Annotated in this window: 18 protein-coding genes; 10 read left to right on the plus strand and 8 right to left on the minus strand. The window is 67.9% G+C overall.

Annotated features, from left to right (window positions below; all coding sequences use genetic code 11):
* Positions 1 to 5: 5 nt before the first annotated feature.
* Positions 6 to 1280, minus strand: a complete 1275-nt coding sequence (locus ACSLUQ_RS11125) for a L,D-transpeptidase family protein (protein WP_461808569.1) — start codon at positions 1278 to 1280, stop codon at positions 6 to 8.
* Positions 1281 to 1640: 360 nt separating this feature from the next.
* On the opposite strand from ACSLUQ_RS11125, the gene ACSLUQ_RS11130 reads away from it, so the two are divergent.
* The gene (locus ACSLUQ_RS11130) at positions 1641 to 2408 is read left to right on the plus strand and encodes a hypothetical protein (RefSeq protein ID WP_417772463.1); all 768 of its coding nucleotides are present in this window, start codon (positions 1641 to 1643) and stop codon (positions 2406 to 2408) included.
* Positions 2409 to 2421: 13 nt separating this feature from the next.
* On the opposite strand, the gene ACSLUQ_RS11135 is transcribed toward ACSLUQ_RS11130, so the two are convergent.
* From ACSLUQ_RS11135 to ACSLUQ_RS11150, 4 genes are all read right to left on the minus strand, one after another.
* Positions 2422 to 2910, minus strand: coding sequence for a GNAT family N-acetyltransferase (locus tag ACSLUQ_RS11135; protein ID WP_461808570.1), 489 nt, complete (start codon positions 2908 to 2910; stop codon positions 2422 to 2424).
* 15 nt (positions 2911 to 2925) lie between these two features.
* A complete protein-coding gene (locus ACSLUQ_RS11140; RefSeq protein ID WP_461808571.1) occupies positions 2926 to 4245 on the minus strand; it encodes an ArgE/DapE family deacylase in 1320 nt (439 codons plus the stop codon).
* A gap of 124 nt (positions 4246 to 4369) precedes the next feature.
* Positions 4370 to 5704, minus strand: coding sequence for a dihydroorotase (locus ACSLUQ_RS11145; protein ID WP_461808572.1), 1335 nt, complete (start codon positions 5702 to 5704; stop codon positions 4370 to 4372).
* Complete coding sequence (locus ACSLUQ_RS11150; RefSeq protein ID WP_417772459.1) at positions 5697 to 6500, minus strand: class II glutamine amidotransferase; 804 nt, start codon at positions 6498 to 6500, stop codon at positions 5697 to 5699. The genes ACSLUQ_RS11145 and ACSLUQ_RS11150 overlap by 8 nt, the downstream gene beginning before the upstream one ends.
* A 361-nt stretch (positions 6501 to 6861) precedes the next feature.
* Between ACSLUQ_RS11150 and ygfZ the strand changes: the two genes are divergently transcribed.
* The 8 genes from ygfZ to ACSLUQ_RS11190 all read left to right on the plus strand — a co-directional run bounded on the left by ygfZ (position 6862) and on the right by ACSLUQ_RS11190 (position 15514).
* Positions 6862 to 7779, plus strand: coding sequence for a CAF17-like 4Fe-4S cluster assembly/insertion protein YgfZ (gene ygfZ, locus ACSLUQ_RS11155; RefSeq protein ID WP_461808573.1), 918 nt, complete (start codon positions 6862 to 6864; stop codon positions 7777 to 7779).
* Positions 7776 to 8408, plus strand: a complete 633-nt coding sequence (locus ACSLUQ_RS11160) for a YfbR-like 5'-deoxynucleotidase (protein WP_417772457.1) — start codon at positions 7776 to 7778, stop codon at positions 8406 to 8408. The genes ygfZ and ACSLUQ_RS11160 overlap by 4 nt, the downstream gene beginning before the upstream one ends.
* Positions 8409 to 8508: 100 nt before the next feature.
* Positions 8509 to 9051 carry a tyrosine phosphatase family protein gene (locus tag ACSLUQ_RS11165; protein ID WP_461808574.1) on the plus strand — a complete coding sequence of 181 codons (543 nt, stop codon included), beginning with the start codon at positions 8509 to 8511 and terminating at the stop codon, positions 9049 to 9051.
* Positions 9048 to 10013: an NUDIX hydrolase gene (locus tag ACSLUQ_RS11170; protein ID WP_417772455.1), complete on the plus strand. Its 966-nt coding sequence runs from the start codon at positions 9048 to 9050 to the stop codon at positions 10011 to 10013. Before ACSLUQ_RS11165 ends, ACSLUQ_RS11170 begins: the two co-directional genes overlap by 4 nt.
* A 135-nt stretch (positions 10014 to 10148) precedes the next feature.
* Positions 10149 to 10871: a DUF1868 domain-containing protein gene (locus ACSLUQ_RS11175; RefSeq protein ID WP_461808575.1), complete on the plus strand. Its 723-nt coding sequence runs from the start codon at positions 10149 to 10151 to the stop codon at positions 10869 to 10871.
* Between the two features lie 218 nt (positions 10872 to 11089).
* Entirely contained in the window at positions 11090 to 11764 is a 675-nt protein-coding gene (locus tag ACSLUQ_RS11180) for an RluA family pseudouridine synthase (RefSeq protein WP_417772453.1), read from the plus strand.
* Positions 11765 to 12038: 274 nt separating this feature from the next.
* Positions 12039 to 13289, plus strand: coding sequence for a cell wall hydrolase (locus ACSLUQ_RS11185; RefSeq protein ID WP_461808576.1), 1251 nt, complete (start codon positions 12039 to 12041; stop codon positions 13287 to 13289).
* A gap of 350 nt (positions 13290 to 13639) precedes the next feature.
* Entirely contained in the window at positions 13640 to 15514 is a 1875-nt protein-coding gene (locus ACSLUQ_RS11190) for an EAL domain-containing protein (RefSeq protein ID WP_461808577.1), read from the plus strand.
* 12 nt (positions 15515 to 15526) lie between these two features.
* Here the strand turns inward: ACSLUQ_RS11190 and nadC are convergent, their stop codons facing one another.
* The 3 genes from nadC to nadA all read right to left on the minus strand — a co-directional run bounded on the left by nadC (position 15527) and on the right by nadA (position 19364).
* On the minus strand, positions 15527 to 16408 hold the full coding sequence (gene nadC, locus ACSLUQ_RS11195) for a carboxylating nicotinate-nucleotide diphosphorylase (protein WP_461808578.1): 882 nt from the start codon (positions 16406 to 16408) through the stop codon (positions 15527 to 15529).
* Positions 16405 to 18024 carry an L-aspartate oxidase gene (locus tag ACSLUQ_RS11200; protein ID WP_461808579.1) on the minus strand — a complete coding sequence of 540 codons (1620 nt, stop codon included), beginning with the start codon at positions 18022 to 18024 and terminating at the stop codon, positions 16405 to 16407. Before ACSLUQ_RS11200 ends, nadC begins: the two co-directional genes overlap by 4 nt.
* 245 nt (positions 18025 to 18269) lie before the next feature.
* Positions 18270 to 19364: a quinolinate synthase NadA gene (nadA, locus tag ACSLUQ_RS11205; protein ID WP_417772448.1), complete on the minus strand. Its 1095-nt coding sequence runs from the start codon at positions 19362 to 19364 to the stop codon at positions 18270 to 18272.
* Between the two features lie 452 nt (positions 19365 to 19816).
* Here nadA and ACSLUQ_RS11210 point away from each other — a divergent pair, with 452 nt between their 5' ends.
* The gene (locus tag ACSLUQ_RS11210; protein WP_461808580.1) at positions 19817 to 22288 is read left to right on the plus strand and encodes a mechanosensitive ion channel family protein; all 2472 of its coding nucleotides are present in this window, start codon (positions 19817 to 19819) and stop codon (positions 22286 to 22288) included.
* Positions 22289 to 22347: the final 59 nt, after the last annotated feature.

Genomic DNA, 22347 nt, shown 5'->3' on the forward strand with positions numbered 1-22347 from the left:
CCGCCTTACTGGCGGGTCATCACGACGAAGTCGGTGCCAAGGCCCGAATGCAGGCGGAACGGCCGGTCGGTGACCGTCAGCGACGAGCCGATGGCAAGCTGCCCCTCGACGAAGGCGCGCGCCTCCGCGGTCCACTCGATCCGGTCCAGCACGCTTGCCGCGCTGACGCCCTCGACCTCCTCGGCGGCAACGCCCATCCAGCGCGGGCCGCCCCTGTCCTTGCCGATCAGCGTGAAGAGATAGGTGCCGAGCGGCGCGTCCGGGTCCTTCAGCGTGATGCCGGCGGCGTAGATTTCCTTGAACTTGCGACGCACCAGCAACCGCCCGGTCGACGGGCCGCTCTCGCCCGCCTCCTTGTAGAGCGCCTTCAGCACCACATCCGTCGGATTGCCGGTAATCGGCAACTCCGCGCCTTCCTGGAACAGGCGAATGGCCTCGCGGGTTTTGCGCCCCATGACGCCGTCGACGGGTCCGGGCCGGTAGCCGAGACGATCAAGCAGGCGCTGCATCTCGCGCACCCGCTCCACCGGCGTCGCGCGGGTGATGAGCATGCGCAAGGGCTCGCCCGGCTGCGCCTGCAGCTCGACATTGCCGATGGCGCCGACGGTGGCCGGCTCGCTGTCGGCGATGGCAGGCGCCGGCAGGCCCGGACGCAGGCCGACGATGCTCTCGTCGAGGCTCGCCACCTCGGTCGCGCGGGAGCCTGAGCCCGGCAGCGCGGCGCTGACGATCTCGTCGGGATGGGTGCGGCCGCGGGTGACGATGACATGGCCGCCGTGCTCGGTCATGCCGAAAAGGTTCTTGGCGAAGCCGCGCGGCAGACGCACGCAGCCGTGCGAGGCCGGATAGTTCGGCACCCTGCCCTCATGCAGCGCAATGCCCGACCACGTCAGCCGCTGCATGTAGGGCATCGGCGCGTTGTCGTAGATGTTGGAGAAATGCCGCCGGCGCTTTTCCAGAATGCTGAAAACGCCCGTCGGCGTGCCATGCCCGGCCTTGCCGGAGGAAACGCGCGTCGTCTCGATCAGCCGCGTGCCGCGATAGACGTCGAGCCTCTGCTCCGACAGCGACACGAGGATCTGGAGCGGCGCGTCCTCGTCGACCAGGGGCGCCGACAGCGAGGCGGCCTTTTCGCCGGCCACCGGCTTCAGGCCGGCCACATCGTGGGCGCGCGCCGGACCGGCGGCAAGCATCGCGACAAGGCTCAGGGCCATCACCGCCCCGGAGACGCGGGCGCTGGTGGAACCGACTATCACCGACCTGTCTTTCGTCCTGAACACTGCAAAGATCCTCGATCTCGTTCCGGCTTTTCGCGAGTACTCTAGCGTGAAGCCGTGAATCCCTGGTTAGTCTTGCCCAGATATGGCGGAGATCGCGTCACATCGCCGTGATCACAGTCACAGGCTGTCGCATCCGCAATCTCCCGAGCGGGAAAGCACGGAGCCCTGTCGCCGATTCGCGCATGTCCACACAAAACACTACCAAAACACCGAAATAAGCTTGCCTCCGTCAGGCCTTTCAAGGTTGCGACTCGGCATTCGATTCGGAATCTATTTACCAAGACGGCCCGTTTCGGACCGGCCACCCGAAAAGAAACGCATTTGCGCTCGACCCCGCCGGGGCCGACAAAGGAGATTGCTGTGCTCAAAGCTCCTGACACGACCGACATCAAGACGCTTTCGCTGTTCACCGACATCGGCGACATCCGCATGACGGACTGTCCCGTGGAGGTGGAAGCCCTGCCGGTCGTGAACAAGCTGCTGCAACAGCACCCCTGCTTCCGCAACATGAGCGAGACCTTCGAGGCCGGGCTCTTCGACATCGTCGAGATGAACTTCCTGGAGTGCAACCCGCCGCAGGAGCAGGCGCTGCGCCATCTCGTCCACCTGCTGTCGCGGCGCATCCTCGATATCTTCGAGGCCTCGCTGCTGATGAAGCAGCTGGCGCTTGAGGACGGCACCGCCCGGCTCACCGGCGCGCAACTGTCCGCCTTCGTCGAGACGGCGCGCGAGGAAGCGCAGATCCAGTGCCTCGACATCAACGAACTGCGCCCGACCAGCGAGGAGATGGCCTATGCGGCGGTGCTGCGCACCATCTTCGACGAGCTGCGCGCCTATCTGGGTCTGCCGACGCTCGACCTGGAGTTCCTCATCCCCGAGCTCAAGTCCTGCATGGACCTCGTGATCCAGCGCCATGTCTGGCGGCGGGTGCGCATCGAGACGGAGACCCACCGCCGGGTCGGCAGCCAGATCGAATCGCTGATGACGCTGGCCTCGGACACCGGCACACCGCGCGTCCCGCGCCTGTTCACCATCCGCCCGATCCCCGCCCGCGCCCGCATCGCAGACCTGACCGCCGTGCTTGGCGGTCGCGGCGGCCACGGATCGCTGCCGAGCCCGGCCGCCTGAGCGCGGCAAAGGGTCAGGCCGGCGCAAGCTCCTTGGCCATGTCGACACGAAAGAAACCCGGCCGCGCCGCGTTGGGGCGGCGGCCCGTCTCCACGTAACCGAGCCTTGTGTAGAGCGCGATGTTCCGCTCCATCAGCGCATTGGTGTAAAGCCGCATTTCGCGCTTGCCGGCCTGGCGCGCCCGCTCCTCCATCTCCGTCATCATCAACGGCCCGAGCCCACGCCCCGCGTGCTCGGGCGCGACGGCGACGCTGTAGATCAGGTCGAAGTCCGGCGCATCGGTCTCCATCACGATGAGGCCGAGCGCGGCCCCCTCCCCGTCGCAGGCCAGATGCACCTCTCCGCGCGCGATGCGCGGGGCATAGTCCTCCTCGACGGGAAGCGGCGGATAGCCGAGCACCGGCACCCACGCCGCATAGGCGCGGCTGGTGATCCCCCGCACGATTTCGAGATCATCGGCAAGGGCACGGCGGATTGCCGGCGGTTCGCTCTTCTCGCGCATCGTCTCGCCCGTCCTTCAGTCGGTGCCGGCGCGCGCCGTCTGCTGCGGCGCCTCCACCGGCTCGAGCCCACACCATTCGGCGATGAAGAGCGCGATGGCGCCCGTCACCCGGCGGATCGAGGCAAGGCTGACGCGCTCGTCGAACCCGTGCACGCTCTCCGAGGTGGGGCCATAGACGAGGCACGGCATGCCGGCATAGATCACGAAGACACGCGCATCGAGATAGGCCGGCGTCACGAAGGTCTCAAGCGCCGCCTCGCTCGCAAGCCCATGCGCCCGGGCAAGCGCCGCTTCCGCCTCGCTGCCCTCGTCGAGCACATAGCCGCGGGCGAAGAAGCCGTTCCAGGTGACCTTCGGCGGACGGTTTCCGAGGAAGGCGTCGTCGGCGAGCGCCGAGGCCAGATGCGCCTCGATGGCCCGCGCCCGGTCCGCCGGATCGTCTCCGGGATAGATCGCGATCCGGCAGGAAAGCTTGCACCACGCCGGCACGGAGGAGGCCCAGTCGCCGCCCTCGATCCGCCCCACGTTGAAGTTGATCGGGTGGTCGAGATCGGCGAAATGCGGGTGGTCCGCCTTTTCCGCGTTCCACGCCTCGCACAGGTGCTTGAGCGCCTCGATGACCCGATAGCCCGCCTCGATGGCGTTGGCGCCGGAACCGGCCTCGCGCACATGCACCGGATGGCCGGCGACATGGACCTCGAACCACAGCACCCCGACATTGGCGCGCACCAGCCGTTCGTTCACCGGCTCGGGAATGATCGCAGCGTCCGCCGTATAGCCCTCGACGAGGCAGGCGAGCGCGCCGTTGCCGGTGCATTCCTCCTCCACCACGCTTTGCACATGCACCCGCGCCGCCGGCTGCAGGCCGAGGCGGCGGAGCGCGTCGAGGGCGAAGAGATTGGCTGCGATGCCGGCCTTCATGTCGCCGCCGCCGCGCCCATGGAGCCAGTCGCCGACACGCTTCGGCGTGAAGGGCGGGGACACGTCCCACATCTCGTGCGGCCCCTCGGGCACCACGTCCATGTGTCCGTTGAGGATCAGCGAGCGCCCCGTCTCCACCTGCGGCCGATGGGTGGCGACGACGTTCACCGCCTCGCTGTAGTCGACGTCGACCGGCGAGAAGCCCGGATGATCATGGATCTTGTCGAGATCGATGGCGAAGCTGTCGACCGCGTAGCCGCGTCTTTCCAGCTCTCCGGCGATGAAGTCCTGTGCCGGCTTTTCCGCGCCCCGCAACGAGGGAAAGCGGATCAGCTCTTCGGTGAAGGCGATCTGCTCCTCGAAGCCGTCATCGACCGCACGCAGGATATCGCGGGCAAGGAAAGCATCCAGCATCGTGACCTCGCTTTGGGAAGACAGGCCCGCAGCGGATCCGCCCGGGACAGGGAAGGAACGCCGGCGGCAGGGCTCCTGGACGAAAGCCCGGCCCGGCCGCCGGCGCGCAGTCTCGCGCTGCCGCTCAGCCGCGCGGCAACGCCTCGTCGAACAGCACCGGGCGACCGACGGAGGGGCCGGTCAGCTCGCCCTCCCACATCACCTGATTGCCGCGCACGAAGGTGCCGACCGGCCAGCCCGTCACGGTCTTGCCGTCATAGGGCGTCCAACCGCATTTGGAGGCGATCCAGTCATTGGTGATGGTCTCGCGGCGCTTCATGTCGACGATGGTGAAATCGGCGTCGTAACCGGCGGCGATGCGGCCCTTGCGGGCGATGCCGAAGAGCCGCTGCGGGCCGGCCGAGGTCATGTCGACGAAGCGGGCGAGCGAGAGGCGGCCGGCGTTGACGTGGTCGAGCATGATCGGCACCAGGGTCTGCACGCCGGTCATGCCGGAGGGCGAGGCCGGATAGGGCTTCTGCTTTTCCTCCAGCAGGTGCGGGGCATGGTCGGAGCCGAAGATGTCGAGGATGCCCTGCTCCAGCCCCCACCACAGCCTCTCGCCATGGCGTTTGGCGCGCACCGGCGGGTTCATCTGCACCAGCGTTCCGAGCCGGTCATAGTCCTCGTCGGTCAGCGTCAGGTGGTGCGGCGTCACCTCGATGGAGGCGACATCCTTGTGCGGCATCAGGAAATCGACCTCCTCCGCCGTCGACAGATGCAGGATGTGGATGCGCGCGCCCACCGAGCGGGCGATGCGCACAAGGCGCTCGGTGCATTGCAGCGCCGCCTGGGCGTCGCGCCACACGGGATGCGAGCGCGGATCGTTCTCCTTGCGCTCGCCCATGCGCTCGCGCAGGCGGAACTCATCCTCGGAGTGGAAAGCGGCGCGCCGGCGGGTCCTGGACAGGATGCTCGCCACGCCGGCGTCATCTTCGACCAGCAGGTCGCCGGTGGAGGAGCCCATGAACACCTTGATGCCGGCAGCGCCCGGCAGGCGCTCCAGTTCGGGCAGGTCGTCGACGTTCTCCCGCGTGCCGCCGACCCAGAAGGCGAAGTCGGAGTGCATGCGGTCCGTGCCGCGGGCGATCTTGTCCTCGAGTGCCGCGGCACTCGTCGTCAGCGGATTGGTGTTCGGCATCTCGAAGACGGCCGTGACGCCACCCATGACGGCGGCGCGCGATCCCGACTCAAGATCCTCCTTGTGGTCGAGGCCCGGCTCGCGGAAATGCACCTGTGTGTCGATCACGCCCGGTAGCACATGCAGTCCGGTGCAGTCGATCGTCTTGCCGGCCTGCGCGGCGTCGAAGCTGCCGACGCCGACGATCGTGCCCCCCCTTACCGCCACGTCCCGTTGTATGGCGCCGTCCTGGTTGACGACGGTGCCGTTCTTCAGGACGAGATCGTAGGTGTCAGGCATTCACGGTTCCTCGCGCATCGATCCGGACAAGCGGGCTGATGGTCACGCCCGCCCCGGAGAGTTCGTACAGGGCATCCGGCTCCACCTTGCGCCAGCGGTCGCAAGGCCCCTCAAGGGGCTCGGAGGCGAAAGCGCGGCCTCCGTGGTCCAGACAGTCCGACAGATAAAGCGTCGGAGCCCTGCCGTCATCCGCGGATCTGAAGGCAAAGATGCGCGTGCCGTCGCTGAAGGCACAGGTGAGCCGTGTCGGCTCGCCCCGCGTGCCGCGCTTTTCCGCGATTTCCGCAAGCTGCGTCAGCGTGCGCGACAGCGCCCCGGCCGGGTCCTCCTCCAGCCCGTTGGTCAGCAGCATGAGGAAAACCAGTTCCGAATCGGTCGTCCCGCGCCGGCCGGCGTAATAATCGTCGGCGATCACCGCCTCCATGTCGCGGCGCAGGACCGCGAAATTGCCGATGCCGCCATTGTGCATGAAGGCCCAGCGCCCGTGGACGAAGGGGTGGCAGTTGTCGCGCGAGGAGGCACCCGTCGTTGCCGCGCGCACATGGGCGAGAAACAGATGCGAGCGCACCAGCCGGCAGACGCTCGGCAGGTTGGTATCGGCCCAGGCGGGCAGCACGTCCTTGAAGAGCCCGGGCTCCGGCAGATGCCCGTACCAGGCGATGCCGAAGCCGTCGCCATTGACCCGCAGCTTCGCCTCCTGAGCGTCCTGACTCTGGACGAGAAGCGAATGGCGCGGGCTTGCGATGATGTTTTCAAGCGGGATTTCGGTCCCGAGATAGGCAGCCAGGCGACACATGGCGAAACGGGCCCCAAACAGGCGCGGCCCCCGCCTGGCCACGGCGGCCGGCCACGGAACGCCGCAGGACAACGACGCGCGATCCTATCGCCGAGATCCGAACAAAGCGTGTCGAATTTTCAGCATCTCGCCCCCGAAGACCCGGATCCGCCCCGAATAAGCACTGCTTTTTCGATCATTTTCCCCAAGAGCCTCTTGCGACGCCAACCGGCGACGGCGGCGCGGGTGTTTTTCGCAGGCGGCGCGGGACGATCCGACGCCCGCCCTTGTTGCGCCGGGCGATCCGGCCTATGTCGCAGGGGACGGTGTTTCCACGTAGCGGCATGAGGGCCGAGGGCCTTGTCGCGGGGCGGAGGGTTTGATGAGCGAGGGCACGGGTGTTCGCCTGTCCGGACGCGGCGTTCTGCGGGTTTGTGGCCCGGACGCGCGCCATTTCCTGCAGAATCTGCTGACCAATGATCTCGACACGGTGGATGAAGCGGGCGTGGGCCATGGCGCCTTGCTGACACCGCAGGGCAAGATCCTGTTCGCCTTCCTGGTCGCCCGGGCGCGCGACGCGCAGGACGCCTATCTGCTGGAAAGCGACGCGCAAAGCCTTGCCGAGCTTGCCCGGCGCCTGCGGTTCTACAAGCTCCGCTCGAAGGTCGAGATCACCGATATCAGCGACACGACCTCCGTCCATGCGCTGTGGGGCGCGGACGCGCCAGCGGCTGCGGGAGCGCTCGCGGGGGCCGTGGTCTTCGCCGATCCGCGCCTTGCGGCGATGGGCACCCGCGTGCTGCTCGACCACGGCGAGGCGGGTGCGCCGGACGCGATCGAGGGTTTCTCGGCCGCGCCTGAAAGCGCCTATCACACCCGCCGCGTCGTCTTTTGCGTGCCGGAAGCGCCCTTCGACTTTGCCCTCGGCGAGGCCTTTCCCCATGACGTCGACATGGACCAGCTCGGCGGCGTCGCCTTCGACAAGGGCTGCTTCGTCGGCCAGGAGGTGGTGAGCCGGATGCAGCACCGCGGCACGGCGCGCCGGCGCATCGTCAAGGTCTCGGCCGAGGACGACCTGCCGGAAAGCGGCGCGGAGATCCTTGCCGGCGACAAGCCGGCCGGCACGCTCGGCACCGTGTCGGGCACGCGCGCGCTGGCGCTGCTGCGCCTCGACCGCATCGCCTCGGCGCGGGCGAAGGGCGACGAGATCACTTGCAACGGCCTGCCGATCGAGGCAACGCTTCCCGAATGGGCGAGCTTCGCCTGGCCGGAGGTTTCCGGGGCGGAGGGCGGCGCGTGAGCGCGCGCGCCGCGCCGAAGAGCGAGCCTCGTGCCTGGCAGCGCATGCTGTCGGGCCGCCGGCTCAACCTGCTTGACCCCTCGCCGCTCGACGTGGAGATCGAGGACATCGCCCACGGGCTTGCCCGCGTCGCCCGCTGGAACGGACAGACCGTCGGCGACCACGCCTTTTCCGTCGCCGAGCATTCGCTGCTGGTGGAGGAACTCGCCCGCCGGCTGGAGCCCGACCTCGCGCCCGACGACTGCCTTGCCGTGCTGCTGCATGACGCGCCGGAGTATGTGATCGGCGACATGATCTCGCCGTTCAAGGCGGTGATGGGCGGCAACTACAAGGAGATCGAGGCGCGGTTGCAGGGGGCGATCCACCTGAGCGTCGGCTTGCCGGCGGCGATGCCGGCGCGGGTCAAGCGGCTGGCCAAGAAGGCCGACACGCTCGCCGCCTATTTCGAGGCGGTGGAACTTGCCGGTTTCGATGACGCGGAGGCGGGGCGCATCTTCGGCCGGCCGAGCGGTTTCGGCGGCACCCGCGCCAGGGGACCGCGCCTCGGCCTGGCGCCGCTGCCCTCGGCGGCGGCGCAACGGCGCTTTCTGGCGCGTTTCGCCGCCATCCAGGAAGACCGCGCGCGGTAGCTGCCATCGCGCTGACACGCGCGGACGTGTATTTTGACCAGGATGTCTTTTGACCGGGATTCGGGCCCGGAAAGCGGCCATAACATATACAGGAGGCGCGATGATCACGGTCTGCTCGCTGGCACGGCTTGCCGAAACGGTCGAACGCACGGGCGCCCGGCGCCTGGTGACGCTGATCACGGCTGGAACCGACGTGCCGCGCCCGCATTCCATCGCGGCCGACGATCACCTCTTCCTCGCCTTCAACGACATCACCGTGCCGGCCGAGGGCCTGACGCCGCCCGGTGTCGAGCACGTCGAGCGGCTGCTCGATTTCGTCACCTCCTGGGACCGGACCCAGCCCATGGTGATCCATTGCTTCGCCGGCATCAGCCGGTCGACGGCCGCCGCCTTCATCGCCTGCTGCGCGCTGTCGCCGGAGGCGAGCGAACGCCGGCTTGCAGCGCGCCTGCGCGAGGCCTCCCCCTCCGCCACGCCCAACGCCCGGCTCGTCGCGCTCGCCGACGACCGGCTCGGGCGCGGCGGCCGCATGGTCCAGGCGATCCGCGCCATCGGGCGGGGAGCCGATGCCTTCGAGGGAGCGCCCTTCAGCCTTGACGTTCCGCTGGGCCTTGCCCGCCCCGGGCCGGGGACCTCGCGATGATCGAGATCGGCCTCAACGCCGTCATCGTGTCCGTCGCCGATCCGCAGCCGCAGGTGCTGACCATTCCCGTGCCCGACGAGGGCGAGGCGCCCGCCCTGCCCTTCGGCCCCTTCGACCCGATGCGGCATCGCACCTTCGAGATTGGTCTGCGCGAGTGGGTGGAGGAACAGACGGCGCTGAAGCTCGGCTACGTGGAGCAACTCTACACATTCGGCGACCGCGGCCGGCACCACATCCATCCGGACGCCGGACCGCATGTGGTCTCCGTCGGCTATCTCGCCCTTGCCCGCCAGACCGCGCGGTCCGACGAGGCCATGGCGCTGCAGGCGGCGCGCTGGCGCTCGTGGTACACGTTCTTCCCCTGGGAAGACTGGCGCTCGGGGATGCCCGCCATCGTCCAGCAGGAGATCCTGCCGGCGCTCGAGCGCTGGATGGTCTCGCCGGTTCCCGACGACGCGCCGCCGCGCTCCAACACCCGCGAGGACCGGGTGCACCAGGCCTTCGACGTCAAGGACGGCATCTGGAACGAGGAGCGTGCGCTCGACCGCTACGAGCTGCTCTACGAGGCGGGGCTGCTTGAGGAGTCACGCCGCGACGGCCGCCCGGCGGCGCTCGAGCACACCGACATGCCAATGCTCGGCAAGCCGATGCTCTACGACCACCGGCGCATCCTGGCGACCGCGATCTCGCGCCTTCGCACCAAGCTCAAGTACCGGCCGGTGGTCTTCGAGCTGATGGCGCACAGCTTCACTCTCACCGAGTTGCAGCGCTGCGTGGAGGCGATCTCCGGCCGCCACCTGCACAAGCAGAACTTCCGTCGGCTGGTCGAGAACACCGAACTCGTGGAGCCGACCGGCGAGACCTCGACCCGCACCGGAGGCCGCCCGGCGGCCCTCTTCCGCTTCCGTCACGAGGTGCTGAAGGAGCGCCCCGCGCTCGGACTGCGCGTCGGCGGCCGCTGACCCCTTTTTTGCGCAAGCGCCGGGAGGCAGGACCCATGGACTTCGGCAATCGCCCCTTCGGCCTCGCGGATCCGCAAGGCGCCGCCAGCCTGCCCCGGCGCGCCCTGAAAATCCCTCCCGCACATGGATGACGGAATGTCCCTCGACGACCTGCTGCCGCACCTGCGTCCCTATTCGCGCACGCTCGACACCAGCCCCTTGCATCATCTCGGCCGGCGTTACGACGCGACCGGCGCCTTCCTGCCGGAGCCCGGAAACACCATCGTCTGTCACCTGCTGAAAGGCTCGGCGAGCGAGCGGGCGGTGGTCGCGGCACGGCAAAGCCTGATGGACCTGCCGGAGGCGCGCGAAAACCTCGCCTTCACGCCGGTCCCCAGCCTGCACATGACGCTGTTCCAGGGGATCATCGAGTACCGTCGGACGGTTCCCTTCTGGCCGCAGGACATGCCGCTCGACACGCCGATCGAGGACATGACCGCTCACTACCTGCGCAAGCTCGAGAGCTTCGCCGCCCCCGGCCCCTTCACGATGACGGTGACGGATGCGACGCCCGAGGGGCTGACCATCGACGGCGCGACGGCGGCCGACCGGGCCTGTCTGAAGGAGTGGCGCGACCGGCTGGCCAGCGCCTTCGGCTACCGCCATCCCGACCATGACAGCTACCGCTACCACATCACCTTCGCCTATGTGCTCCGCCGCTTTTCCGACGAGGCGATCCTGGCCTGGGACGAGGCGCTTCCCGACATCGTCGCCCGCCTGCGCGACGAGGCACCGACCCTCGAGCTTGCCCCTCCCGCCTATTGCAGCTTCGAGGACATGAAGCACTTCGAGGAACTGCGGGTGCTCGCCCCCGCGTGAGGCGGCGGGATCGCGACGCCCGGGGAAAACTGTCCCGACGACGCCGGGAGCACCGGCTTTTCCGGCTCCCGAGCCGGACCCCACACGCGTGTCCAGCAGGCAGTCAACCTTGCATGCAACGGTCAAAAATACAATTAAAAGTAGAAAATTTGTGACGCCACTACCGCGCGCCCTTTCCCGTGCTTGGCAAGGCCGGCGCGGGCAGGCTATCAGGGCGCATGCTCGCAACTCCGCCCGCCCCGCGCGTCTACGCGCCGCCGACCGCGCCCTTTCTCGCGGTGGTCCATGCCGACGACGACATCCTCGTCCTCGACAAGCCTTGCGGGCTTCTCACGGTGCCGGGCAAGAGCGCCGAGCTTGCCGACTGCGTGGCCTCCCGCGCGGCGGCGCGCCATCCGGGTGCGCGCATCGTCCACCGTCTCGACATGGACACCTCCGGCCTGCTCGTGCTGGCGATGAACCCGGCCGCGCACCGCCATCTCGGCCTGCAGTTCGAGCGCCGGCATGTGAACAAGACCTACGTGGCGCGCGTCGCCGGCCATCTGCGGGCCGATGCAGGCACCATCGACCTGCCGCTGTCGTGCGACTGGCCCAACCGGCCGCGCCAGATGGTCGACCATGAGGGCGGCCGTGGCGCCGTCACCCACTACCAGGTGATGGAGCGGGCCGCCGACGGCACGACACGGGTGCAGCTCTCGCCCGTCACCGGCCGCTCGCACCAGCTTCGCGTGCACATGCTGGCGCTTGGCCACCCGATCCTCGGCGACCCGCTCTATGCCACAGGCACGGCGCTAACGGCGGCCGACCGGCTCCAGCTCCATGCGGCCACGCTCGAGATACGCCATCCCGTCGGCGGCGCCAGGCTTCGCTTCGACGCGCCTGCCCCCTTCTGACGAAAAGCCCCCTCGAATTTTTTTCTCCCCTCCCCGCCGGCTTGGGCGCAGGGCGGTGCTGCGCGCGAAAATCCCTGTCCGGCAAGACGCTTGCCACGGCGATCGCATTAACCAAGATCGCCCCCTTGAGACGGCGCGAGCCCACCGGTTCCGCGGGTCTTGTCCGCCATTAACTCTCTTTCAAGGTTAAACGACGACGATCATGGTTATCGCGCCGGACGGCTGAACGCCCGGGTCGCATCGAGTTTTCGCGTAAGGACCGGAGTTGCCGCGTATGCATGGCACGGCTCGCATATATGTACCCAGCCGTCCCGGGACGCCCGGCGTTCGACGCCGCGCACCGTCCCGCATCCGGCGGCTCGCCCTCCTCGCGGCGGCGGCCCCCTTCGTCTATTTCGCCTGGACGAACGCCGTTGCCCAGCAGGACATTTCCGCACTGATCGAGGCAAGCCGCGGCCAGGCGCCGCGCTGGATGTCGGCCATCGAGGCCTCCCCCCACATCTCGAGCCTGACACCCAGCGTCGTTCTCGCCGATGCCTCGAAGCAGTCTTCCGCCGACACACCCGACTACGCGGTCACCAACGCAGCACCTGGCACCGACCCGGCCGTGGTGCGCGGGCTCGAGGTCTTCGTCAAGGAAAGCGCGCCCAGGTCCGCGCCCGACAAGACGCCGATCAACCGCGCCCGCAAGGGCGACCGTTTCGTGTCGATGGCCCCCGACCGGCAGATGGTCGATGCCGCCTCCGGCACCGTCTATTACATGGGCAGCATGCTCGCCGCCGGCAGTCCGGCCGAGCTTCCCCGTGTCGCCTTCGTCCGCTCCGCCATCCCGGCCGCCTCCTCGCTCATCGCCTCGTCTGGCAAGGGCGGAAGCGGCGCAACCGGCAACCCGCTGGACCTCGCCCGTCTCGCCATGGCGCGCAATGTGGCGGCAACCAGCGTTTCCTACGCTTCCGCCTACGCGCCGAACGGCATCGACAACATCCGCGCGCCCTTCGAGGCACTGCTGAGCGGCAATGTCGGCATCGGGGCAAGCGAGGAAGCCGCACTCGAGGCCAACAGCGAGAGCGATCCCTACTGGTGGGCAAAGCGGCCGCTGCCGGCCAGCGTCGTCACCTCCAAGGAACAGCGCTGCCTGGCCGAGGCCGTCTATTTCGAGGCTCGTGGCGAACCGGTGGACGGCCAGGTCGCCGTTGCCCAGGTGGTCCTGAACCGGGTGCGCAATCCGGCCTATCCGCCCACCATCTGCAAGGTCGTCTACCAGAACCGGCATCTGCGGAATCGCTGCCAGTTTTCCTTTGCCTGCGATGGCATCCGCGATCAGATCAACGAGAAGGAACGCTGGGACGTGGCGCAGAAGGTCGCGCGGGAGACCGTGTCGGGCCAGCGCTATCTGGAGAAGGTCGGCGCATCGACCCACTATCACGCCACCTACGTGAAGCCGCGCTGGGCCCGTCACATGAAGCGGCTTCAGAAAATCGGCCAGCACATCTTCTACCGGACCTACGGCGGCGGCTGGAGCTAGACAGCTGCCGCACCGTCCCCGGCAAGCCCCGGTTTCCTGAAAATGTGACTCCCCCTACGTCTTTTTGCTGAGACTGAAACACTCCTTTCATAGATTGCAGCTATTGAAGGCGCGCCCGGGCAGGAGACACTTGCGCCTGACCCGGTGCACCGCGGCCACCGGCCCCCGCTCCTGATCGGCGGGGCAGAGATTTTGAAGCCGCGTGCTCTGCGTCGTTGCGGACGGGGGGACCGCCTGCGCGACATCGATTTTAACGACCCCGACTATGGACGCGCGGATCGCGCGCGCCCGAGCCGCATTTTTCGCGCACGCCCGACAAGGCGTGCGAAAGACTGTGGGCGATAGATGCCATGACTTTTTCTGCCAACCGGCGGATCTCGCACGTGCCTGGCCGTTTTCTGGCTCAGGTCGAGGCCGCTCTCGATTGCGCGTTCGAACCCGTCGTCGATATTCATTCCGGCGACATCTACGGCTTCGAGACAACATACACGGACCTGGAAAAGCTCGGAGTTTCCAGCATAAGCGACCTCTTCGACCACGCGGAGACGATGAAATGCGTCGCCGACGTCGAGTTGCTGGTGCAGCGCAAGGCGATACAGGCGTTTTCCAGGTTGCCGAGCGCCGTGCGCACGCGGCTCTTCGTCAAGCTCGACCCGCGCGGCCTCTTGGCCAAGGGCGCGACGCTTGACGCAATGCAGGAGACCGCCACGGCACAGGGCCTGGCTGCCTGGAACATCTGCATCGACATTCCGGACCTGGAGCGTCAGGGGGCCGACGAGGCGCTCACCCTCTTTTCCCAGGCCGCCCGCGAACGAGGGTTCACGCTGGCGCTCGACGATTTCGGGCGCGGCTACGCGCGGCTTCGCATCCTTTACCAGCTCGAGCCGGGCATCCTGAAAATCGACCGCTTCTTCATCACCGCGCTGCAGAGCGACGCCCGCAAGCGGCTGATCGTGTCGAGCCTCGTCGATTTCGCCCATGTGCTCGGCATCCGTGTCATCGCCACCGGTGTGGAGACGATCGCCGAACTGCAGGCCTGCCGCAGCGTCGGCTGTGACCTGGTCCATGGCTCGCTGATCTCGCGCCCGCTGGAGGATCCCGCGATGGTGCGGCCGAACTACCCGTTGCCGCAGTCCGTCGACCGCAGGCTCGAGGGCAAGCGCAAGGCCGACCGCGATTTCCTCGACCAGGAAATGGAGCATCTTGCGCCGATCCACGCGCATGAGAACGTCGCGCGCGCACTCGAGGTGTTCAGGGCCAATCCGACCCAATCGGTCCTGCCGGTGCTGGACGGCAACGAAGAGCCGGTCGGCATCATTCGCGAGCGGGATCTCAAGAGCTTCCTCTACATGTCCTACGGGCGCGACCTGCTGCTCAATCCGACCATCGACAACCACCTCAAGGGCTTCGTGCGCTCCTGTCCCGTCGCCGACATGCAGGCGCCGCTCGAGCGGCTCGTCGACGCGGGCGGCACCGAGCTCGGCGACGGCATCCTGATGACGGAGGGAGGCACCTACGCCGGATGGCTGTCGACCACCGCGCTGCTGAAGATCTCCAACGAGGCGCGCCTGCAGATCGCCCAGGACCAGAACCCGCTGACCAAGCTGCCGGGCAATTCGGCGATCTCGGATCACGTCACCCGCACCAGCGCCAGCCCGGAGACCGACCGCGCCTATTGCTACATCGATTTCGACAACTTCAAGCCGTTCAACGACACCTACGGCTTCCGCATCGGTGACCGGGCAATCATCCTCTTCTCCGATCTGCTGAAGCGGCGCCTGGGCGGGATGCGCCAGTTCATCGGCCATGTCGGCGGCGACGACTTCTTCGTCGGCATCGACGGCTGGGAGCCGAAACGGGTGACCCGGCTGATGGCGGACATGCGCGAGGAGTTCGCCCGTCAGGTGGAAAGCCTCTACAGCGCCGACCACCGCAAGCGCGGCTTCATCGTCGCCGAGGACCGTCGCGGCCGCTCGCAGATCTACCCGCTGCTGACCACCTCGATGGCCGTTCTGCATCTGCCCAAGGGCATTTCCATCGGCAATCTCGATCTGCTCAGCAACCACATCGCGCGACTGAAGCACCGCTCCAAGGCGGAGGCGAGCGGCCTTGCGGTGTCAAGCTTCGGCGCAGACGAGACGGCCGAGGAAGAGCGTGCCGTGGTGGCGCGATTGCCGACCCCAAACACACGCGCAAAGGGCGCTTCGGACGAGGCAATCGCCTGAGCCTGATCGGGCTCAGGCGATGACGATGTCGAGCCCCAGGTCCAGCACCGGGGCGGAATGGGTTATCCAGCCGACCGAGATCAGGTCGACGCCGGTCTCCGCGATGGCGGCCACCGTGTCGAGATTGACCCCGCCGGAGGCCTCAAGCGTCACCCGGTCGCCGGTGATCGCCACCGCCTCGCGCATCATCGCCGGCGTCATGTTGTCGAGCATCACCACGTCGGGGGCCGCCTCCAGCGCCTCGCGCAGCTGGTCGAGCGTGTCGACCTCAACCTCGACCCGCACCAGATGACCGGCAAAGCGCCGCGCCGCCGCGATCGCACTTGCGACGCCACCGGCGACGGCGATGTGATTGTCCTTGATCAGCACCGCGTCATCGAGGCCGAACCGGTGGTTGGCGCCGCCGCCGCAACGCACGGCGTATTTCTCGAAGGCGCGCAGCCCCGGCGTCGTCTTGCGGGTGCACACGATCCGGGCGCTGGTGTGGGCCACCTTGTCGGCGAACAGGCCGGTCGCCGTGGCGATGCCGGAGAGGTGGCCGAGATAGTTGAGCGCGACGCGCTCGGCCGAGAGCAGGCCGCGCGCCGGTCCTGCGATGCGCATCACCACGTCGCCGGGGGACAGCCGGTCGCCATCGGCCTTGACCGCCTCGACGCGGATCGCCGGATCACTCAGACGGAAGGCGCAGGCGGCCAGGTCAAGACCGGCGAGCCGGCCAGGGGTGCGCGCCGCGATCACGGCTGTGGCCGACACCTTGGGCCCGAGCGTCGCCTGCGCGGTGATGTCGCCGGCCCGTCCCCAGTCCTCCAGCAAGGCGGCGCGAACCGCGTCCTCCACCATCAGCCCCGGCAGCACCGGCAGATGCGCGCTTGCGTCCCTGGCGTTTGTGCTCATGCGAGCCCCCTCTCGGCGACGGCCTTGCGGCCGGCCTCGCTTGCCACCGCCTCGGCGACGATGGCGTCGACCTGGCGCATGGTCAGGAAGGTGCGATGCGCCTGGCCCGGATCGGCGTCGGGGAAATCGCTGCGGCTGTGACCGCCGCGGCTTTCCGTGCGCAGCAGTGCCCCGGCGGCGACGAGCTTGCCGGCGGTGATCATGTTGAGGATCGAGCGGCGGCGGCAGTTCCCTTCCAGCGCGTCGAGCACGGCGAGCGTTCCCGCCAGCCCGTCGGCGTCGCGCAGCACGCCGACGCCGGCGGCCATCTGCGCGCGCAGCACGGTGATCGCCTCGCGCTCCACCTCGTTGCGCCGCGTCGGCTCCTGGATGGTGTCGTCGATGCCGGGCCAGTGCGCCGTGCGCGGGTTCGGCATCTGGTTCTGGATGTCCTCGGCGACGCGCGCGGCGAAGACCACCGTCTCAAGCAGCGAGTTGGAGGCCAGCCGGTTGGCGCCATGGGCGCCCGTCGAGGCGACCTCGCCGGCGGCCCACAGGTTGTCGAGCGAGGTGCGCCCGTTGGCATCGGTGAGCACGCCGCCCATGTGGTAGTGCTCGGCCGGGGCGACCGGGATCGGCTGTGTCACCGGGTCGATGCCGGCACGCAGGCACGCGGCATGAACGGTCGGGAACTTCTCCGCGAAGGCCGTGCCCAGTGCCTCGCGGCAGTCCAGGAAGGCGCCGCGCCCGGCGCGGATCTGCGAGAAGACGGCACGTGCCACCACGTCGCGCGGCGCCAGCTCCTTCAGCGGATCGATGTCGAGCATGAAGCGCTTGCCGTCGCGGTCGATCAGCGTCGCGCCCTCGCCGCGCAGTGCCTCGGAGGCAAGCGGCGCCGGATCGATGCCGACGTCGAGCGCGGTCGGATGGAACTGGACGAACTCCGGGTCGGCGATCACCGCCCCGGCGCGCGCGGCCATGGCGATGCCCTGGCCGTTCGCCTCGCCCGGATTGGTGGTCACCGCATAGAGGTGGCCGATGCCGCCGGAGGCGAGCACCACTGCGTGGGCGGGAAAGGCAAGCCGCTCGCGGTCGCCGCGCCGCCGGGCGAGAACGCCGGTAACGAGCTTGCCCTCGCTCAGCAGCTCTTCGCCGATATAGCCCTCGACGACGCGGATCGACGACGTCTTGCGCACGGCGGCGACGAGCGCATCCATGATCGCGCGCCCGGCCATGTCGCCGCGCACGCGCACGATGCGGTTGACCGAATGCGCCGCCTCGCGGGAGAGCTGCAGCCGGCCTTCCAGATCCATGTCGAAGGGAACGCCGTAGCCGAGCAGGTCGCGGACCCGGTCGCCGGCTTCCTGGGTCATCAGGCGGACGATGTTCTCGTCGCAGATGCCGCCGCCGACGGCGATCGTGTCGCGGGCGTGGGCTGCTGCACTGTCATCGTCGGAGACCGCGGCGGCGATGCCGCCCTGTGCCCAGGCCGAGGACGCGCCCTCGCCGATGGGCGAGGTGGACAGGATCGTCACCGGACGCGGCGCCAGCTTGAGCGCGCAGAAAAGGCCGGTCAGGCCGCCCCCCAGGATGACGACGTCGTCGATGTGAGTCGTCGCGGAAAGGTTGGAAGTCATGTGGTTGGGTCCGAGAAGGCCGCAAGTGGCGGCAAGGAGGGAGCGTCGGTCGGGTGACCCTGGGTGTGCCGGGAGCCGGCATCGCCTTGCCTGTCGGGACCGGCGGGGGATTGCACGTCAGACTCGGTCTTTCGCGCCATATCATCAAGAGCCGATTTCAGGAATGTCCTCGCGCCATCGGTCCGGCGGACCGGCCTTGCGAGGAAAAACGGGGCGCGGCCATCGACCGCGCCCCGTTGGCAGGCTCAGCTCTTGAGGTTGATCATGCGTTCCACGGACTGGCGCGCGCGGGCGGCGATGACCGGGTCGACAATCACCTCGTCCTTCATCTCCACGAGCGCGTCGAGGATCTTGGACAGCGTGATGCGCTTCATGTGCGGGCACAGGTTGCAGGGCCGCACATAGTCGACGCCGGGCGTCGCGGAGGCGATGTTGTCGGCCATCGAGCACTCGGTGACGAGCATGACCTTGGCCGGACGGTGCTCCTTCACCCAGTCGATCATGCCCGTGGTCGAGCCGGTGAAGTCCGCCTCGTCCACCACTTCCGGCGGGCACTCCGGGTGGGCGACGATCTTGACGCCCGGCTCGATTGCCCGGTACTCGCGCAGTTCCTCGGCGGTGAAGCGCTCGTGAACCTCGCAGGCACCCGCCCAGGTGAGGATCTCCACATCCGTCTGGCGCGCGACATTGGCGGCCAGATACTGGTCGGGGATAAGCAGCACGCGCGGCGCGTTGAGGCTCTCCACCACCTGCACGGCATTGGCCGAGGTGCAGCAGATGTCGCATTCCGCCTTCACGTCGGCGGAGGTATTGACATAGGTGACGATCGGCACGCCCGGATATTTCTCGCGCAGGCCCCGCACGTCGGCGGCGGTGATCGACTCGGCCAGCGAGCAGCCGGCATTCATGTCCGGGATCAGCACCGTCTTGTCCGGATTGAGGATCTTCGCGGTCTCGGCCATGAAGTGCACACCGCACTGGACGATCACATCGGCCTCGGACTTCGCCGCCTCCTTGGCCAGCGCCAGGCTGTCGCCGACGATGTCGGAGACGCCGTGGAAGATCTCCGGCGTCATGTAATTGTGCGCCAGAATGACCGCGTTGCGCTGCTTCTTGAGCTTGTTGATCGCGTGGATCACCGGCGCCAGCAGCGGCCATTCGATCTCCGGGATCAAGTGCTTGACCTTCTCGTAGACCTCGGCCGTCTCTGCCTTCACCTCCTCCGTGAAGGCCAGGACCGGACGCTCGACCGGCGGAAACGCGCGGGTCGCGGAACGGACCGGCGCGGCAGCGCCGCTGTCGTTGGCAAGTGCGCCCGTGGCAAGTGCGATGGTCGACATGGCGACCTCCCTGACTGAGTGCGGGCCGGCCCTTTCAGGCCGTCCTCCTGCATCGGGCCTGTGCGGCTCGAATCTTTATACTCAATTTGAGCATAAATGCTGGTTTAAAAAACGCGGCCCTAGCCGACGCTTATGCTCTTCGTGCTCATATATAGGCAGGCGCATGCCGCTTGCCAATGCCTTTTGTAGGACATGAACAAATGTCAGGCGCACCGGCGCGCGCGGCCTCCGCGGTCGCCGTGACAACGCCCGATGCGGGACGGCCGGCTGGACGAAACGGAAATGGCTGAATAACTTGAAAATCAAGCACCACGGCCAACTCGCGACCATGACAGGCACAGGCCCCGATGGACCATCCGCTTCTTCGTAATGTCCTTTTCCGGCGGCTTCGGTCGCGAGCCTTTCAATCGACACAGCCCTCTTCCCCGCGCCCCCTCTGCGCGAGCCGCATTTTGTCCGCACCTGCCGCACGCGCCCTGGTTCTTGCGCTGCTCGCCGGCTGGCTCGCCTGTTCTCCCGCTCTGGCCACCTCGGCGCAGGACTGGAACGGCATCTGGGATTCCCGCTGGCTGGGTGGCGGCGCGCGCGTCTACCTGAAGCAGGAGGAGGACAAGGTCGTCGGCCGCTATCCGGCCTACACGGGCATGCTCGAGGGCCGCGTCGAGGGCAAGCGACTGATCGGCACCTGGTCCGCGCCCAAGGGGTCTGGAACCTTCGAGTTCATCCTCGCCGAGGACGGACGCAGCTTCATCGGCCGCTTCGGCAAGAACCAGTGGTGGACGGGATCGCGCATCCTGCCCGACGACGAACGCAACCTGAAACCGCTGCAATCGACGCCGGCGGAAACCCTGCGCACCTTTCTCGTCGCCGCGGATGCGGTGGAAAGCGGCCGGCTGGAATATCAGGACGACCTGATCGCGCTGATGGTCTTCCCGGAAAACGACCAGGCCAACCACGTCCGCGAACTCGGGCCGCTGGCGCTGCTGATGAACCAGTTCACGGTCGATCCGGATATTTTCGAGACCCGTCCGCCGTCGGGCGAGCGCGCGCAACTGGTCCTCACCCGCTACGACGGGCGCACCCTGCCGCTGGAGTTCCGGCGCATCAATGACGACTGGTTCATGGTCCCGCCCTCGCCCGAGGCGGTGAAGACGATGCTCAAGCAGATCGTGTCGGAGGCGGACAGCGGGCTCGCACCGCGCGTCGGCCTGCTTGCCATGGACACGCCGCGTGCCACCATGGAGGCATTTCTCGACGCGATGCGCGCCGGCCCGGCGATGCAGGACACGGCCCTGGCCGCGCTCGACCTTTCGGAAATGCCGCCCGTGGTGCGCGACCGCGAGGCCGTTCTGGCGGCCGAATATCTCAACGAAGTGCTTGCCCGCATCGGCGAGGTGATCTTCCAGGAGATCCCCAACGACCCGGGAGCGCGTGAACCCTTCGTCTATTTCATGCATGCCGCCGGCGACATCGTGCTGGCGCCGACCGAGACCGCGGACGGCCTGAAATGGAAGTTCACCCCGGAGACGCTGCGGTCCATCCGCTCGCTCTATGCGGCGACGGAGAACCTGCCTCCGGCGGTGCGCATCCTGCCCTATGACGCCCACTCGAAAGCGACCTATTTTCGCATCCGCGCGCTGGTCGCCGCAGTCGCGCCGACCGGCCTGCGCTCGGCCGGCCCTCTGGAGGTCTGGCAGTGGATCGCGCTGGCGACCGTCTTTGCCTGCGCCGCGCTCGCCAGCATCATCGGCGGCTTCCTGCTGCTGTCGCTGCGCCGCCTGCTGTGGCAAGACGCCGGAGCCGAGAAGCCCGCGCCCTATGCGGTGTGGGGCATCCGCCTGCTGGTGTTCGGTGCAATAAGCTACGCCGGGTTCGCGATCCTCGGCCTGCCATCCGAATTCGCCAGCGTGGTCAAGACGCTCGCTGTCCTGACCATTATTGTCGGAACGATCCCCATCGAGTTCTGGGTCATCGATCACGGCCACAGGGCCTTCGACCGCGCCGGGCTGATCAGCGCGCGCGGCGAAATCCTGGCCTCGCTGCTCGTCGGCGTGATCAAGGTGCTGATCATCTGCGCCAACATCCTGCTGTTCGCCGAGGCGCTGCGCATTCCCTATGGCGCGGCGCTCGCCGGCCTTGGCATGGGCGGCATCGCGATCGCGCTCGCCGCCCGCTCGACGCTGGAGAACGTCATCTCCGGCTTCATCCTCTTCGCCGACCGTCCGGTCGATGTCGGCGAGTTTGGCCGCTTCGACGGACGGATCGGAACGGTGGAGCGCATCGGCCTGCGCGCGACCACCATCCGGACAATCGAGCGCACGCTGATCTCGATCCCCAACGCCGAATTCGTCGGCCTGCACCTCGAGAACTTCACCAGGCGCGACAGCATTCTCATGCGCCGCACGTTCGCGCTGCGCCCGGAGACGGAGCCGGACCAGTTGCGCTTCGTCCTCACCGAGGTTCGCAGGCTGCTCGTCGGTCACCCCAGGGTCACGGCCGATCCGGCGCGCGTGCGCTTCACCGGCGTGGAGCACAACCGCATCGAGGTGGAGATCTTCGCCTACATTCGCTCGACGGACTGGTCCGAGTTCCTGGCCATTCAGGAGGACCTGTTCCTGCGGATGATGACCATCGTCGCAAATTCCGGGACGGATTTCGCCTATCCGGCGCAAACCCTCTACTTCGGCCGCGACCGGGGGATCGACAAGGAAAAGGGCACGCGCGCCGCCGAGGAGGTCGACGGCTGGCGTCGCGGCGGGCACCTGCCCTTTCCCAATCTCACCGCCGAGGAAATCGCCGAGATCGAGAACGCCCTGCCCTACCCGCCCGAAGGTGCCGCGCAGGAAAGCGAGCATCCGGCCCACGCCGCCGAAGCGCCCCCCGCCGCACCCCGGCGAAGCCTCTTCTGGCCGTTCGGCGGCTAGGATGTGGACCGATGTGCGTCCCGTTGGATATGCGACCTGACTGGAGTGCGAACTGACTG

The organism is Stappia sp. ICDLI1TA098, from assembly GCF_054880955.1.